The organism is Clostridium yunnanense (genome assembly GCF_016595795.1).
GTDB lineage: Bacteria > Bacillota > Clostridia > Clostridiales > Clostridiaceae > Clostridium_AR > Clostridium_AR yunnanense.
In genome coordinates, this window is record NZ_JAENHN010000032.1 from 96,988 (window position 1) to 113,817 (window position 16,830).

Below are 16,830 nucleotides of genomic sequence, written 5' to 3' on the forward strand. Positions count from 1 at the left end.
AACTCTTAACCTATAAGTTTCTTAATGTACAAAATGAAAAGCAGCAACTAAAAACACGCTAATAGGGTACTTAGCGTGTCTTTAGTAAACAGATTTACTATGTTATATAGATAAACTACTTCATATTAGAATTTATCCAAATAAAGATTCGTAGAACCATCGAAATCTTTATTTGGAGTTTAATGACTGAAGTAGTTTATCAGTTCAGCGGAATAGATAATCCAGTTCCATTTAATAAAACTAAGTGATACTTATGTTAATTATTAATGGTAATAGGGTTATAAAAGATAGATTCTATTTGGAACTAGTTTATCTATAAGTATGTAATTTATAAAAGATTAATTATTATTTATAATTCTTATTCTAAGTCCTTCAACAGGAAGTGACAAACCTGTGGTGCCAGCTGTTTCTCCATTCTTAACCCAATCCATCCAGCCCTTATTACTAACATGAGTCTGATATTGAATTGTATAATTAGGTGCATTTTCAAACCATATTCGTATTGCTTCAACTCTAAGTCCTTTTCCTATTGTACCGGCAACAGTACCATCATATGCAATGTTTTGCCACCCAATGTTTTGAATATGTACTTGATATTTTATCTTCATACCAGCAGGAGGTGTTGGTAAACTAAGCTTTATTGCTTCTAGCCTAAGGGATTTTCCAACTGTACCTACGAGGCTACTAGGATCAGAATCTGTTTGCCAGCCTATCTTTTGTATATTTGATTGGCTAGTTATTTTGACAATATCACTATCTTTTACTAACTTTATTCTTATTGCCTCTACTCTTAGTCCTCTCCCTGAGGTTCCAGACATTTCTCCATCTTGAACCCAATTCTGCCATCCAATTCTTTCAACGTGAGCTTGATATAATACATGATAACCAGTAGGGGCATTTTCTAAACTTATTCTCAAGGCTTCCATTCTAAGTCCAAGTCCTGAAGTACCTGCTAAACTCCCATTATATACCCATGGCTGCCAACCAATATTTTGTATATGTGTCTGATACTTTATTTTCATATTACTTGGAGCGTTGCTAAGGTTTATGTTCATAGCTTCAAGTCTTAGTGATTGTCCGCTTGTTCCGGAAATTGCACCATTAGAAACATAATTTTGCCAACCGATTTTTTGTATATGGGTTCGGTAATTTATAGTTATAGGGTTCTCTGGCAAACTAATAGTGTTATATGTAAAATTAGCAGTCCAGTTATTGGAGGAACCTGAGTCATCATATACTTTGACATATAAATACGAGTTAGACCCTTTTGATAAGGCGTATTCACTACCTGAGAAATAATTATTTTGCAATTCAGTAATTAGATTAAGTGAACTATCAAAAATATCTGCCTTAAGCTTCAGTGGAGTTTGAGAATTAAACTTTAATTTTACCTGAGTACTGTTACTATTAAATGAAAGTTTGTACCAAGTGGAATCGAAAGGTGCAACAGTATTACCAGTAAGTTCCTTACTTCCATTAACATCAATTGCTTTTGTATATGTATTATTATCAGTAATACTATTGTATACAGGCTTTAGAGTTGTTGCTTGTCCGGCTATAGCCTTGGTAACATCTATTATTCCTGCACCATAAGATTTATCAGTTGCATTATTTGAAAAAGAATAGTTTTTCAAATTAGACTTTATTGAAGATACCGTTAAGCTTGGATTATTTGATGCTAATATAGCAAATTGACCAGATGCTACTGCTGTAGCCATGGAGGTTCCTGACATATATTCATAATTGTTATAAAACGAAGGTACTGTAGACAGAATATTAACTCCTGGAGCTACTAAATCAATCTTATCTCCAAAGTTAGAGAAACTTGCTAGTTCATTTGATTCATTGGTTGCCCCTACGGAAAGCACATTATCATAAGCTGCTGGATAATAAATGTTCTTTAACCCGTCATTTCCTGCTGCGGCAACTAATATAATTCCTTTACTACTTGCATAATTAATAGAACTCTTTAAAATTTGGTCTGGGCTTGCGCTTCCTAGACTAAGATTAATAATTTTTGCTCCATGATCAGCAGCCCATATTATTCCTTGAGAGATTGATAAAGTGTCTCCATCACCATTTTCATCTAGAACTTTAACTGCTAGAAGTTTGGTTGATGGAGCAATACCTGTAACACCTTTACCGTTATTACTAATCGCTGCAATAGTTCCTGCAACGTGTGTGCCATGGCCTTCATTATCATTATAAGAGCCAGTTCCAGTATAATCTATTCCGCCAATAACTTTGTTAGCAAGATCTTCGTGATTGTAATCTATTCCTGTATCTACAACGGCAACAGTAATATTAGAACCTGAATTATAGTCCAAGGCGTTTAATATATTCAAATTATTTATATACCATTGACTAGATAAATAGCTATCATTGACTGATATGTTATTTATCTTATAACTTACATTATTCAAATCAGATTTTTTGTATTTTATATTTGGTTGTACAATTTCAATATTAGAGTCATTTTTTAACTTTTTAAACAAATAATCATAATCAGTTCTTGAAGAAGTAGTAAACTTTTTTAAATTAGGCTTAATGGACTGTATATGAGATTGTTCAGAAGCAGTCGTTTTATACTTAACTATTAAATCAAGATTTTCGTTTGTTTCGTTAGTACTTAAAGCATTAACGCTAGTATTATTTAGAACCAAACTTGATATTAAAGTAATAAGCATGAAGGATACAAAAAATTTTTTTAACATAAAATTCACCTTTCATTTTAGCTAAACTTAAATTTTTATTTTACCGTAATGTAATATTTATTGGTTGGATAGCTTAAAAAATTATTGGTAAAGCTAAATTTTTACATTTTCAAATAAACTATACAGTTAATTATCGATGAAAAAATGAAGGTGATTATATTATAAGTTAGTAATATCTAGTTCCAATAATGGATACTTGAGGTAATATAATATCATTTGTTAATTGATAGGAATTATTTATTCAAAATATGCCGACTTTACAAGTATTATTAAAGATACTGTAGTTTTGATTTTATAATTTTTGAAAAACAATTGAAAGTGTGAATCAAAGATGTACCACTTCGGAATAAATTCAATTGTTTTAAGTATGAATGTTCGGAAATCGTGGCTCCTGAGTATTTTCGAGGTATTCATAACTTAATAGTTGAAGTTGGAATCCTATAAAAGGCACTGCGTAAAAAATAATATATGGACCAGAATAACTCGCAGTCTACTAAAATTAAGTTTGATTAACAAATGTGAAAAAAATCGCTGAAGGAGGAGCTTCAACGATTTTTTTTCTGTATTAGAAAAATATAGGCTTTTCAAGCTAACTAAATCTAGATGTTTCTATTGCTTTATAAATTTTTTATGAAGCGATTTCAGTACATTCGATATTGATTTTACCTGTTCCTATATCGTAAAGTAATCCGGAAATTGCTCCTAGATCCTTAGCTAATAGTGGGAAAATTGAATAATTAGCTTTTATAATTGTCTCGCGCATTTGGAGGTAATCTGTCCAAGAACCCAATTTCTTATTTTCTGAAAACAATAAATTAAATCCATTAACTATAGCAGTATTGAATGGAGGTATAATTGTAGGGTGTATAAAGTATAGTATGTTTGCTACAGCAGGTCCTAATCCTTTTATTTTAAGGTTGTCCAATTTTATTATTGCTTCGATTATTTCATCTTCACGAGATGATAATAAGCAAGTTTCTAAAAAGTTAGCAAAAACTTGTTTGTTTTGTTCATTTTCATAAATATCTGGTATGCCTAATTTAGGCTTCCAATAAAAAGGGTGAGCAGCTCCTTTAAACATTTCTTTTTGCTCGGTGATAAAGCCCAAAATAAATTCTAGAGGTGACCCTTTAAAGTTGTTGCCAAAAGATTGATTTTTTGTCGATTTTATAAGTTCTAAAACCCCGTACTTTATGGAAGGAAATGCTTTTATCCTTACTTCATTACTAATAAACCAAGTATTGTAGGTAGATTGATGATTTTCTTTATAGTGTTTCACTATTTTTACTAAATTATTATTATGCATATTTGTCCTCCTAACTTGTCAAAAAACTGTAAATAAATTAAGTACATATACAATAATACCATTTATTGTAAAATAAGTGAATAATAAATTTCCATAATAATACAAAAATGATGTGAGTGTAGATTTATTAAGTAATATAATTAATGTGATTTGGGAATAATTTTTTTAGATTATAAAAGTATTCTCTGCTAAAGTAACCAGTTAAAATTAAATAAAAATATCATTTTCTAAACGGTAAAAGCGAAAATATATCTATGATGAAGGTGAAAAAATGAAATTAAGACCTCTACATATTATAATTCTATCAATACAATTCATTGCAATGCTTTTAAATTTATATTCAATTTTTATTAAAAAAGTCCAAGACTATAACGGGCATATAGTAGCTTTTCTATTGGTTTCATTTATAATGATTTTAAGTTTGAAATCCTGGTCGTTAGCTGAGAAAAATAAGAATAAAGTATAAAAAATAAATTTTATAATCACAGAACATGACATAACATTGTCATGTTTTGTTGTTTATAATAGACTTTAGGTAATAAATTAAAAATTCATGAAGGAAAATAGTAATTGACGGTATAATAGTACCATCGGTATAAAAGAAAGGATTACGTATTATGGCTGAACCATTAAAGGATATATATAATGAAAGTTTTTTAAAGAATTTTGGAGAAAAAGTCAAGCATTCATATTTAGATTTCAATATAGAAATTTTCGTTTCTGAAGTGTTAAAGGATAATTGGGATGAACTTGCTTTAAAACAAAGAATGCGAAGGATAGCAGAAAGTCTTGGTAGATGTTTACCAAGGAGTTATAATGAAGCACTTAAAATTATGTTTTCAATAGATGAAGAATGTGTAGGCTTTCCATATCTATTTTTTCCGGATTTTGTAGAGGTTTTTGGACAAGGCGAAGAAGATTTAGATTTATCTATTAAAGCACTAGAACGTTTTACTGTAAGATCTTCATCAGAATTTGCGGTAAGGCATTTTTTGATAAAATATCCTGAAAGAATGATTTCACAGATGAAGATATGGGCTAAAAGTGATAATGAACATATAAGAAGATTGGCGAGTGAAGGCTGTAGACCAAGGCTTCCGTGGGGAATTGCTTTATCAATGTTCAAGAAAGATCCAACTTCTGTGTTATCAATTTTAGAAATATTAAAGAAAGATTCATCTTTGTATGTTAGAAAAAGCGTAGCGAATAACTTGAATGATATATCTAAGGATAATCCAACTTTAGTAATAGAAACTGTAAAGCGCTGGAAAAATGATAATTCCAATACTGATTGGATTATTAGGCATGGATGTAGAACATTAATAAAGAAAGCAGTTCCAGAAGTAATGGAGCTGTTTGGATATACAAAGGTCAATGATGAACAAGAGCTTGTTGAAAGTTCTTCCATAATTATAGAGCCTAAGACTGTAACTATAGGTGAAACAAGTGAACTTACATACTCAATAAATATAAAAGAAGGACAAAATGCAAAGGTAAGGATAGAGTACAGTATAGATTTTGTTAAGTCGAGAGGGAAGGTTTCGAGTAAAGCTTTTTTAATAACTGATAAGGTTGTAGCTGGTGGGGTAATTATAAGAGGCACAAAAAAGCATAGCTGGGCTGATTTAACTACACGTCGTCACTACCCCGGAAAACATAAGATTTCACTTTTAGTAAATGGTGTTGAAGTGGCTGAGACAGAAATCATAGTATTATAAATGTTACTGGGGGGGTAATTTTCTGTTTCAGAAAATTACCTTTAAATGTAATAACATATGTTATTTTGTGGTAGTATTAATTGAAGGGTATAAATATATTTAAAAACAGAGGGGGATATAACTTTTGGCTACATTTTTTCTTATAATAATTTATTTTGCTTTCATTAGTTTAGGACTTCCTGATTCTTTGCTTGGTGTTGCTTGGCCAGTTATGCATATTGAGCTAGGAGCACAGTTTCAGTCTGCAGGTCTTATTTCTATGTCTATAGCTGGAGGTACAATTTTATCAAGTTTAGCTAGCGGCTTTGTTCTAGAAAAATTAGGAACTGGTAAGGTAACTTTAATTAGTTGTTTCATGACAGCTATCGCATTATTAGGTTTTTCTTTTTCGTCATCATTCATATGGCTTTTAATTCTAGCAATTCCATTGGGACTTGGAGCTGGATCAGTAGATGCTGGATTAAATAATTATGTTGCAAATCATTATAAAGCTCATCATATGAGTTGGCTACATTGCTTTTGGGGTGTAGGTGCTACTTTGGGGCCACTTATCATGTCGAGGTACATTGGAGGAAATAGTTCGTGGAGATATGGATATAGAACAGTTTCTTTTATACAGTTCTCATTGGTATTATTACTTTTCTTCACTTTGCCTTTATGGGACAAGGTGGGCAAGGAGAGAATTAATGCTAATGGTCAAACCGACGCTGATGAAAATGAATCTAACATAGAAATAAAACAAGAGTATAATGCAGAAGATGGAAAGGTAGTAACACTACCTGGAGTAAAATTTGCATTAGCAGCGTTTCTGTTTTACTGTGCAGGTGAATCAACTATCGGATTATGGGGAAGTAGTTTTCTTGTAAACACAAAGGGTTTTTCACCAGTAACTGCCGCTAGTTGGGTATCTTTATATTATGGTGGGATTACTGTAGGTAGGTTTATTACAGGATTTATTACTATGAAGTTAAGCAATAAAGCTTTAATTAGAATGGGTCAAATAATATCATTAATAGGAATTTTTTTATTGATATTACCACTACCGCAAATTCTCTCGTTTTTTGGATTTATGCTAGTTGGTTTAGGGTTTGCGCCTATCTTCCCATGCATGATTCATGAAACTCCAGTACGCTTTGGTAAAATAAATTCTCAAAAAATAATAGGATATCAAATGGCGTGCGGTTATATTGGAGCTACATTCTTACCACCACTTTTAGGATTTATAGCGGCTAGAACATCTATTAGTATTATGCCATTTTTTGTTTTGATATATATAGTGACCATGTTATTAGGTTCAGAAAGAATAAATTTACTTATGAAAGGACTTCATAAAAAAAGTAATAATTTATAGCAGAGATCATGTTTGGGATTATGAGATGCAAGAAATTGTGTTTTTAGAACTTTTATTTCCATTTTTGTATTATAATTAAAGAAAAGTGATTGGATTTAATTATATTGAAAAAGGAGCAAGAAATTACTTATGAATATAAACCTAATAGAAGAAGCAAAAAATTATTTAGAAACATTTATGAAGGACAAAGTAGTAGAATATGAAGTTACTCATCCTTGGAGAAGAAATTCTAGATATATTGTTTTACACTGCTATAGGGTATGTTCCATAGCAATGGAAATAGTAAATAATTATGAAAATGAGTTGTCTACGGAAGATATAGAACTAATTCAAGTCGCAGCTATTTTACATGATTTAGGCAAGGTGTATTCTAGAGGTGGTCATGCTGAAAAAAGTGGTGAAATCGTAGAGAAATGGTTAGAACTTAATCCAAGTGTGGCTAAATTAATTGAAGATAAAAAAAGATTAATCAATATTATTAAAGATCATTCAAATAAGGGAGTAAAAGATGATGATTTAGTTTCCTCAATTCTTAAGGATGCAGATTTATTAGATGAACTTGGAGCAATGTCTATTTTCATGGTTTCTAATAGGCTAGATAGACAAACTCCGTATTTTTTTGAAGAACTCTATAAAATGTTAAAAGAAGATGAAGTAACTTATTGTTACGAGGAACTCAAAAAGCTACAAACACCTGCTGCAAAAGAAATACTACTTAAAAAGATAAAATTTATAAATAGTTTTGTAACGGAGCTGGAGTACGAGTTGAAAGGAAGCAGCGGCTTGACTGCGAATAAATAAACACTTGTTATATGGTATTAAATTGACGTACCAATTTGATGTAATAGAATAAAAAAATTTAAATACATTAAGTGTATTAGCTATTTAAGATTGAAATATGAAATTTTGCAGATAATTTGTGTTACAATATATAAATAGAGATGTACAGACTAAGATAAAGTATGAATTATTATGCTTTAATTTAGAAAAGCATATCTGTGCATGAATAAAATTATGTAAGTAATTACAATAAGTCTAAGGAGCAAATATGGAAAATAATTTCACATTAACAAAAGAAGAACTAGAACAATTAACTGCAGTTGAGGCATGGGAGAAACTATATAACAAGGAGCTAAACTCAAAAAAGAACATCCTTGAATATATTGAGATAACTAGAATATTTAAAAAACTAGAAGTGAATGCAGAGAAGATTCAAGATACATATAGCTATATTTATGGGAAAATAGAAGAATTAAAAGAAAAGATTAAACCTAACACAATGATGTTTTTAAAAAACAATCTAAAATCACAACTTGGAAAGTATGTTGTAGATAAGGACCCAAAGCCAATAAATCACTTTATAGAGTTCTTTAAAGAAGCATATCCTGAGAATAGTAGAAGAAAAGATTTTACATGGGTGATTATGGATGTAAATAAGATCTCTGAAGAGCAGCTTTGGACTACTTTAACTTATATAAATAAAGAGTGTATGAATCATGACCTTAGATTAAGTTTAAGTGAAAAAAGAGATATTATTGAAGTAGTTGAGTTAGTTGTTAAAAGAAATAATTCCAAATTTATAAGTAATCTTAGAAATTTAAAATCGTTAACAGATGTATTAAATATACGAATTGTTAGTGTAGGTGAAATATTTAAAGTGAAAAAGCTTTAAGTAATTTCTGTTAAATTAAATGAATTTAGAGTAATTTATAGATGTAAAGACGTAGACATAGTTCTATGTCTTTTATTTTTCGTATAATTATATAACTGTATTAATTAACAAAGAGGATAATCTTAAAAGCTACACTTATAAATAAAAATATGATACAAATACCTAAAGATTAAAAACAAATATTTTAATGAAAAGTTAAACTTAGTTATAAAGTATATATAACAATATACGAATATTTACAATGTATAGCATAATTTTACATTTATACAAATAATAGATACAGTGATTCTGATATTCCGTTAATTTATTAATTGGGGTTTGAAATTGAAATGATAAGGAGGATAGAGTGTATATAGGTTAGTTTAATTTTGGAGCTTTTATATATAAAGATAAGCTATTAAATCCTGAATCTATTTTTAAAGTTGTCTATCTTTAATCAAGTTTCTGCTATATATAGGGTTCCATTACGAAAACTTAAGTTGTGCATGTTCGAAAATCGTGGCTATTGAGGATTTTCGTGGCATGCATAACTTAATAGTTGAAGTTGGAACCCTATAGATATACAAGTTCGAACCAAAGTTTATTTTCAAAACTTCGCTGGATTCTGAGGTGAGAAGTTGGAAATCTTAATTTTAGTACCAAGTGGTACATTAATACGAAAACCTATTCAAAGAAATAATTATTATAAAGGAGTGGAGAAATGTTTAAGCATAAAAGTATGAGTAGAAAAAAGTTTCGAAAAAGTTTATCTTACTTTACAGCTTTATGTATGGCCTTTAGTGTAGTTCAGACAACTGTTATAAGCAATACTACTGCTAAGGCAGCAGATACTGGAAGTTCATATTTACTTTCTCAAAATAGAACAGTATATGCATCGTCATCTAATGGAGGAAGCACTACTGATAAGATGGTAGATGGTGATGTAACTTCACGTTGGGAATCAGAGTGGGGAAAAGATGATCAATGGTTATATGTTGACTTAGGTGCATCAGCCAATATCACTGAAGTAAAGATTAACTGGGAAGGTGCTTACGCCAAGGATTTTACAATTGATGTTTGTGATGATGAAAGCAGTTGGCAACCAATTCATAATGAGGTCAATGGATCTGGTGGAAATGAAGATATTAAAGTAACTGGCAAAGGAAGGTATGTAAGATTACATCTTACAAAGAGAGCACTTATTGCTTACGGTTATTCAATATTTGAATTTCAAGTTTTTGGTACAGGCGGACTGAATCAGCCACCAGCAGCCCCACTTGGGCAAAACGTAGCACTTAATAAAAATGTAGTAGCATCAGGAATTCATGAGGACTGGTATATAAAGCCAGGTGAAGTAGATCCTAAAAAAGCAGTAGATGGAGATCTTAATACACGATGGGGTTCTCCTATTAATGAATCTCAGTGGATTTATGTAGACTTAGGTGCACCTCATACAATTGGTAGAGTAATTTTAAATTGGGATTCTCCTGCGAGAATATATGATATTGAAGTATCAGATGATGCGACAAACTGGAAAAAGGTTTATAGAACTCTTAATGGAAGAGGTGGAGAAGAAAATATTCCGCTTTACGCTACTGGTAGATATGTAAGGATGAATGGCATAACAAGAGGCACAACTTATGAATTCGGATTAAGAGAATTTAGAGTATATGACTATGTGACAGGTGATCCAAAGCCAGTATATACAATACCAGCTTTACCAGCATCTACTGTGACTTCAGTGGGAAGTGGAAGCTATGTAAGTGATCAAACTTTATTTCCACAGCCAAAAGAACCCTTCGAAAAGACTAGTAATTTAACCTCTCCATTGCCTTCAAATGATTGGTGGCAATCTATTCTTATAAAAAATCTTGGAGATGCTCTGATAACATTACCATTAAAGGCTAAGTATCAAAAGGAAGGTTTGGGATTACTGACACCTAGCGCTGGTTGGGTTCAAGACAGAACTGTACAAACTGAAAAAAATATTGATTTATTCTTGATGGCAAACAATATAAATTCTCCAGAAATGAACAGTAAGATAAGCGGTTATGGAGATTATTCGGCGTCTGTTGTACTAAGTGATAACGATACAGCAAAGATGAAAACTACCTTTGTTAAGGGATCACCGTATGTCTTCACAGAGTTTAGTGATCCAAATTCAGCTGAATTGTATTCAACTGTAGTTTCAAAAATATTTGATGACAATGGAAACAGTGTTCTTGCAAACGATAAGGACTATATTGTAGCTGATCATATAGGTATAGAAGTTACTAATGTTGACGGTGCACCAACACCTAAAAGTATAAAAAGATATTACGGAGTATTTGCACCACAGGGAACAACATTTAAAAGAGTTGGTTCTAAAATCAAGATGCAGTTAGGTGGAGGCCAAAATTACTTATCTATGGCTACAATGCCGAGTGCAGGTGACTTAAACTATTTCTATAAACATGGCTATGCCTTTGTTACTGATACTAAGGCTACCTACCACTATGATGGAGTAAGCTCAAATGTCACTACTACTTTCACTAACAATGTATCTTTAAAACGTACAGATCTTGCAAATACAACTTTAATGAGCATGCTTCCAGCACAATGGAAAGCTAGCAGTGATTCAAAAACTACTTTAACTTATCCTTCTGTAAGAGGAACCTTGAAGATACATGAAGGAAATTCCTTTAATACTGTAGATAAGTTTAATGGAATAGTTCCTCAATTTACAGAACCTCTTAATTCTGAGTATTCTCGTACTGAACTTTTAAAATACCTTGCTAATCTTGATAAAGAGACAACAAACTATATGGCCGGTGATGCTTATTGGGAAGGAAAAAATCTCCATCCTTTAGCAATGGGACTTCTTATAGCTGATCAAATCAATGCAACAGAATACAAGAATAAGTTTATAACTAGATTAAAGACTATTTTAACTGATTGGTATACTTATACTCCAGGGGAAACTGAAGGTTATTATTTTAATTACAATAAAGAGTGGGGAACTTTAATATATAAGAATAGTGAGTTTGGTGCAAATACAGGAATTACAGATCATCATTTTACTTATGGATACTTCACTTTTGCATCAGCGGTACTTGCTACTTACGACCAAGATTTCTTGAAAAATTATGGTTCTATGGTAGATACCTTAATAAGAGATTATGTAAACCCATCAAGAACTGATTCTATGTTCCCTCAATTTAGAAACTTCGATCCATACGAAGGTCATTCATGGGCAGGTGGATATTCGGATAACTGGGATGGTAACAATCAAGAAGCTGCTGGAGAATCTTTATTTGGATGGGTAGGACAATATTTATGGGGAAAAGTTAGCGGAAATACTACCTATAGAGATGCTGGTATATATGGATTCACAACAGAGCTAAGATCAATAGAGCAATACTGGTTTAATTATGATGGAGATAACTGGATATCAGATTATACACATAAGACAATAGGGCAAGCTTATGGCAGCACTAATTTCTATGGAACTTTCTTTAATGGAGATTCAGTATACGTATATGGAATACACTGGTTACCAACTTCAGAATACTTGACAAACTATGGTATAGATAAGGCTAAAGCAGCAGGACTTTATGAAGGAATGAAAAATGATATAATAAATGATTACAATAAGAGTACAGACCCTAATAAAGGAGCAGCTCCGGATCCAAACAATGTTGAGCCAGATTGGAAGCATATAACATGGCCAATCCAAGCTTTAAGTGATCCTAAAGCAGTAGTTAATAAGTGGAACCCTGCACAAGTACAGACTAAAGAAGCTTATAACACTTACTGGTTTGTAAACAGCATGGCAACACTTGGTCAAAGAACTAATGATGTATGGGCACAAAACGGTGAAGGAGCATCAATATATAAAAATGGCACATCTTATACAGCATTAGTGTGGAATCCATCAAGCAGTCCAATCACTGTTAAATTCGCAAATGCTTCAGGTGAAGTTGGATATACCACAGTGGCACCAAAAACTATGGTTTCAGTAGATCCGTTTGTGAAAAATTCAGTAAGTAAAACTGCTTTAAAAGCTGAGATGAACTATGATAATACACTGAATGTTAATGACTATACAGCAGATTCTTGGAAGACATTTAATACTGCTTTAGCTAATGCAAAGAGTGTTAACGACAATGCTGCTGCTACTAATGATCAAGTTATAACAGCACTTAATAATTTGAGAAATGCAGTTCAAGGGCTTGTTAAAAAGACAGCAGTTCCTGGTACAGATACAAATATTGCGGCAGGAAAAGTGGCAGTATCCTCTTCAAATGAAGCAGATGGATTAGGAGCTCAAAATATTACAGATACAAGTTTAGATAGCAGATGGAGTTCAAACTGGCCAGCTAATAAGGATAATCATCCTGAATATGTTTATGTTGACTTAGGACAGCCTTATTTTATTGGTGATGTTAAGGTTAATTGGAGCGATGCATACGCTAAAGGATACTTAGTTCAAACAGCTTCTGTGAGTCCAGCGCTTGAAAGTAGCTGGTCAACTGTTGCAACAATAACTGATGGAGCTGGTGGGATAAGAGATTCAGCCTTCAATTCAACTGCGGCAAGATATGTAAGAATATATTGTACAAGTGCAGCAACACAATGGGGATATTCAATTAAGGATATATCGATATTTGGTGCATCCAATAAAACACAACTTTCAGCTAAGATAAACGAAGCAATTTCTTTAAAATCAACTGATTATACAAGTGAAAGCTGGGGAGTTTTAACTAATGCCTTAAATAATGCAAAGAATATTAATGCTGATACAAAAGCTACACAGGATACAATTGATGCAGCTTTACAGACATTAACAAACGCAATTAATTCATTAGTAAAGAGTAGTACACCAGTTAATAGTGGAGATAATCTAGCACTAAATAAAAAGGCTGTATCTTCCTCAAATGAGGCAGACGGATTAGGTGCACAAAACGTAACTGATTCAGATTTGGTTAGTAGATGGAGTTCGAATTGGGCTGCTAATAAGGATAACCATCCTGAATTTGTATATGTAGATTTAGCTAGTGCTTATGATGTAAGTGATGTAAAAGTTCTTTGGGATACTGCATACGCAAAGGGGTATGATTTGCAAGTATGTACTGCTGATCCAACCATTGAAAGTAATTGGAAAACAGTGGCTTCAATTACTAATGGATTAGGTAGTACTGTTGATACAACTTTTACTAAGACTTCAGCTAAATATGTAAGAATTTATTGTAAGGATCCAGCAACCCAATGGGGATATTCTATTAGAAATATAGAAATAAGATAAGTTCAAATAACCTAAAATTCATTTAATAATAAAGCCCTCGACCATTTTTGTGGTCGAGGGTATTTTGCTTTTTTAATATAAGATTTATTTTTATATAGATAAGTTACTTCGAACCCAAATTTATTTTTAAAAATCTCACGGTTTCTGGTGAGACAATTTAAAAATAATAAGTTTTATTACGAAGGGCTACATTCATATATTAAAAAATCAAATATCTTCAATAGGTTGATATACGTATAATTCACAGTAGTTATCCTTAGACATGGAGTTATCTATATATTCGAACCTAAAAGTATCAGCAAATTTATAACCAGATTTAAATATCCACCTTGAGTACATCTGCACTAATATACGGCCTACATGTCTTCCATTTAGATCGTCTGGTCTAAAAAATCCAACGAATTTAAATACCACATACTTATGACTTGGAACAGAAATCCCAAGCATTCCATCTGGTATAGCATCTAAGCTGTTTACCTGTGTGCTTGGGATGTAATAGATAATTCCTTTATCATTTTCACTCCAATCAGTATAACCAAAATATATATCTGGATTTACTATATTACTGATTTTACTTTTTTGATTATAAAAAAAGTCACGGCCAAAAGCATTAGCTGTTCTATCACCAGATTTACTTAATATTTTATGTTTTATTCCTATAAGATTAAATTTTTGTTTAAATACAAACTGAGGATTATAGGTGATAGAATTTTCAAAGGATAAAATGTCATTTGTATTAATCTTCTCTTTGATTATTAAACTTAAGGATACTTTATCTGACCTAAGTTTCAGAGGAGTATGCCCGAAAAACTTTTTAAAAGCTCTTATATAGGATTGCTCATAGTCAAATCCGTAATTTAGAGCTATATCTATAATTCTCATATTAGAATTTAAAAGTTCATTAATACTAGATGTAAGTTTTCTACCTTGAGCATAATCTATAATTGACTCTCCAGTTAGAGATTTAAAAATTCTATGAAGATAATATTTTGACACTCCAGTATAATCAGCCAGATCATCCAAGGTGATTTTTTTATAAAGGTTTTTTTCAATATATTCTATAGCAGAAACAATAGCTTCTTTCAAATCTTTCATACTTTAACACCTTTTTTCTTTATAAGTTTCTATATCAAAAAGCAATATCTGTTCATTTTAACAAAAGTGAATCTATTAAGATAATAACAAAAGGTGATAAAGATGAACTACTTCGATCCGAAATCTATTTTTAAAACTCTCACGGGTTTTGGTGAGAGAATTTAAAAATAATAAATTTTATTACGAAGTGGTTCATCTAAAGATGAACTACTTCAATCCGAAATCTATTTTCAAAACTCCTCTGGGTTCTGAGAGGAGAATTTGAAAATATAAATTCTAATATGAAGTGGTTCATCTATATAATAGCAAGTTCAATTTATTATATCAGTTAAGATATGAAAAGTAAATATATTAAAGGTTTAACATTTTATGTAGTAACCCAGGAGGTTTTTTATGAATAGAAGAGTTGTTATTACTGGTATGGGAGTAGTTACTTCAGTAGGAGTAGGGCTTGATAGTTTCTGGCAAGGAATTAAATCGGGAAAAAGTGGAATAAATATGATTGAAAGGGTAGATGTTTCAGAAATGCCAACAAAGGTTGGGGCTGAGATAAAAGATTTCGATCCAAACAATTTTATGGATAAAAAAGAAGTAAAAAGAACAGATAGATTTTCTCAGTTTGCTCTTGCAGCAACAAAAATGGCGATGGAACACTCTAAAATAGACTTAGATAAAATCGAAAAGGAAAGAATGGGAGTAATTATTGGTACGGGTATTGGTGGAATAGAAACTACCTTAGCTCAGTATAATGTATTTTTAGAAAAGGGACCAAGCAGAGTAAGTCCGTTTTTAGTTCCTATGATGATACCTAATATGGCATCAGGACTTGTTGCGATAAAATATGGAGCAAAAGGTTTTAACGAATGCACCGTAACAGCTTGTGCAACTTCAACAAATTCAATCGGTGATGCTTTTAAAGCAATTCAAAGAGATGATGCAGATATTATGATAACAGGAGGATCTGAAGCTCCTATAACTGGACTTACTTTAGCAGGCTTTTGCTCTAGTAAAGCAATGACAACTAATCATGACCCAGCTTCTGCAAGCAGACCTTTTGATATTGAAAGAGATGGATTTGTGTTAGGAGAAGGGGCAGGTGTTGTAATACTTGAAGAACTTGAACATGCATTAAATAGAGGCGCAGATATAATTGCTGAAGTAGTAGGGTATGGCTGTACTAACGATGCATATCATATAACTTCACCTTCAGAAGGTGGTGAAGGTGCCGCAAGATGTATGACAAGAGCTATAAAGGATGCAGGCATAACACCACAAGAAGTTGGATACATAAATGCCCATGGAACATCTACTAATGCTGGGGATAAGTGTGAGACCTCAGCAATTAAAACAGTTTTTGGTGATTATGCTTATAAACTTTTAGTTAGTTCAACTAAATCAATGACTGGACATTTACTTGGTGCTACTGGAGCAGTAGAGGCCATTATAACTGCAGAAGCGTTAAAAGAAGGATTTGCTCCTCCAACTATGAACCTAAATACACCTGATCCAGAATGTGATTTAAATTATGTTGCAAATGAAGGAATAAGTGTTGATCTTAAATATGCGTTGACTAATTCCTTTGGATTTGGTGGACATAATGCTACTTTAGTATTAAAAGCATATAAATAATTGATTGAAAGTTAATCAATTAAGATTGTTAGTGCTAATCAGTGCTTGCCATAGCGTCATTGGCGCTAACAGACAAAAAAGA

9 protein-coding genes are annotated in these 16,830 nt (G+C 31.9%); 6 read left to right on the forward strand and 3 right to left on the reverse strand.

From position 1 onward, the window contains the following. Positions 1-338: 338 nt before the first annotated feature. Both JHL18_RS10925 and JHL18_RS10930 read right to left on the reverse strand, forming a co-directional pair. Positions 339-2,714, reverse strand: a complete 2,376-nt coding sequence (locus JHL18_RS10925) for a S8 family serine peptidase (RefSeq protein WP_200269042.1) — start codon at positions 2,712-2,714, stop codon at positions 339-341. 628 nt (positions 2,715-3,342) lie between these two features. Continuing rightward, positions 3,343-4,020 carry a hypothetical protein gene (locus tag JHL18_RS10930; protein WP_200269044.1) on the reverse strand — a complete coding sequence of 226 codons (678 nt, stop codon included), beginning with the start codon at positions 4,018-4,020 and terminating at the stop codon, positions 3,343-3,345. 617 nt (positions 4,021-4,637) lie between these two features. Between JHL18_RS10930 and JHL18_RS10935 the strand changes: the two genes are divergently transcribed. The 5 genes from JHL18_RS10935 to JHL18_RS10955 all read left to right on the forward strand — a co-directional run bounded on the left by JHL18_RS10935 (position 4,638) and on the right by JHL18_RS10955 (position 14,024). Then, the gene (locus JHL18_RS10935; RefSeq protein WP_200269046.1) at positions 4,638-5,738 is read left to right on the forward strand and encodes a DNA alkylation repair protein; all 1,101 of its coding nucleotides are present in this window, start codon (positions 4,638-4,640) and stop codon (positions 5,736-5,738) included. A gap of 124 nt (positions 5,739-5,862) precedes the next feature. Next, a complete protein-coding gene (locus tag JHL18_RS10940) occupies positions 5,863-7,089 on the forward strand; it encodes an MFS transporter (RefSeq protein WP_200269048.1) in 1,227 nt (408 codons plus the stop codon). Between the two features lie 129 nt (positions 7,090-7,218). Continuing rightward, positions 7,219-7,890 carry an HD domain-containing protein gene (locus JHL18_RS10945; RefSeq protein WP_200269050.1) on the forward strand — a complete coding sequence of 224 codons (672 nt, stop codon included), beginning with the start codon at positions 7,219-7,221 and terminating at the stop codon, positions 7,888-7,890. Positions 7,891-8,137: 247 nt separating this feature from the next. Continuing rightward, positions 8,138-8,761 carry a hypothetical protein gene (locus JHL18_RS10950; protein WP_200269052.1) on the forward strand — a complete coding sequence of 208 codons (624 nt, stop codon included), beginning with the start codon at positions 8,138-8,140 and terminating at the stop codon, positions 8,759-8,761. Between the two features lie 700 nt (positions 8,762-9,461). Continuing rightward, positions 9,462-14,024 carry a galactose-binding domain-containing protein gene (locus JHL18_RS10955; RefSeq protein WP_200269054.1) on the forward strand — a complete coding sequence of 1,521 codons (4,563 nt, stop codon included), beginning with the start codon at positions 9,462-9,464 and terminating at the stop codon, positions 14,022-14,024. Positions 14,025-14,231: 207 nt separating this feature from the next. On the opposite strand, the gene JHL18_RS10960 is transcribed toward JHL18_RS10955, so the two are convergent. Beyond that, the gene (locus tag JHL18_RS10960; protein WP_200269056.1) at positions 14,232-15,119 is read right to left on the reverse strand and encodes an AraC family transcriptional regulator; all 888 of its coding nucleotides are present in this window, start codon (positions 15,117-15,119) and stop codon (positions 14,232-14,234) included. 393 nt (positions 15,120-15,512) lie between these two features. Between JHL18_RS10960 and fabF the strand changes: the two genes are divergently transcribed. Continuing rightward, the gene (fabF, locus tag JHL18_RS10965) at positions 15,513-16,748 is read left to right on the forward strand and encodes a beta-ketoacyl-ACP synthase II (protein ID WP_200269058.1); all 1,236 of its coding nucleotides are present in this window, start codon (positions 15,513-15,515) and stop codon (positions 16,746-16,748) included. Positions 16,749-16,830 lie beyond the last annotated feature (82 nt).

Coding starts and splice junctions, on each gene's coding strand:
- JHL18_RS10925 (WP_200269042.1), bottom strand. CDS start 2,714: ATGTTAAAAAAATTTTTTGTATCCTTCATGCTTATTACTTTAATATCA.
- JHL18_RS10930 (WP_200269044.1), bottom strand. CDS start 4,020: ATGCATAATAATAATTTAGTAAAAATAGTGAAACACTATAAAGAAAAT.
- JHL18_RS10935 (WP_200269046.1), top strand. CDS start 4,638: ATGGCTGAACCATTAAAGGATATATATAATGAAAGTTTTTTAAAGAAT.
- JHL18_RS10945 (WP_200269050.1), top strand. CDS start 7,219: ATGAATATAAACCTAATAGAAGAAGCAAAAAATTATTTAGAAACATTT.
- JHL18_RS10950 (WP_200269052.1), top strand. CDS start 8,138: ATGGAAAATAATTTCACATTAACAAAAGAAGAACTAGAACAATTAACT.
- JHL18_RS10955 (WP_200269054.1), top strand. CDS start 9,462: ATGTTTAAGCATAAAAGTATGAGTAGAAAAAAGTTTCGAAAAAGTTTA.
- JHL18_RS10960 (WP_200269056.1), bottom strand. CDS start 15,119: ATGAAAGATTTGAAAGAAGCTATTGTTTCTGCTATAGAATATATTGAA.
- fabF (WP_200269058.1), top strand. CDS start 15,513: ATGAATAGAAGAGTTGTTATTACTGGTATGGGAGTAGTTACTTCAGTA.